Origin of the sequence: Gemella haemolysans (assembly GCF_001553035.1) — a bacterium.
GTDB classification, from domain to species: Bacteria; Bacillota; Bacilli; order Staphylococcales; family Gemellaceae; genus Gemella; species Gemella haemolysans_B.
Genome location: NZ_KQ959989.1, coordinates 38,044 through 38,559 on the forward strand (window position 1 = coordinate 38,044; position 516 = coordinate 38,559).

The 516-nt window shown below is 26.0% G+C and carries 1 protein-coding gene; it reads right to left on the reverse strand.

From position 1 onward, the window contains the following. Positions 1-516, reverse strand: a 516-nt coding sequence (locus HMPREF3186_RS09665) for an IS3 family transposase (protein WP_197415036.1), incomplete at both ends; no start/stop codon positions are given.

Below are 516 nucleotides of genomic sequence, written 5' to 3' on the forward strand. Positions count from 1 at the left end.
TATATCCATCAATTATAGGTGCTAAATAAACTCTATCCTCTCCAATCTTGAATTGAGTTACATCTGTATAACATTTTTTTAATGGTTCTGAGGCGAAGAAATCTCTAGCTATTATATTATCTGCGATTTTTCCAATTTCTCCTTTATATGAGTTGTATTTTCTAGTAGGTCTTACGAATGATAATACACCAAGTTTTCTCGTTAATCTTAAAACTTTTTTATGATTTACTATAAATCCCATATTTTTAAGTTCTAATGTTATTCTTCTATAACCATATCTATATTTGTTCTTTTCCTGAATTAATAGAATAGCTTCTTCTATATTTTTATTTTTTTTATCTTTGTCTTCTTTATTTTTTGTATAATAATATGATGAACGAGATAAGCCTAAAATCTTTAATAGTATGTTTAATCTATGTGTTTCCTTTAATTCTTCTACTATTTTTGTTTTTTCTTCGTTTGAGATTGTTTTAACCTTATCTCTCTCAACTTTTTTAAAACTGCATTTTCCGCACG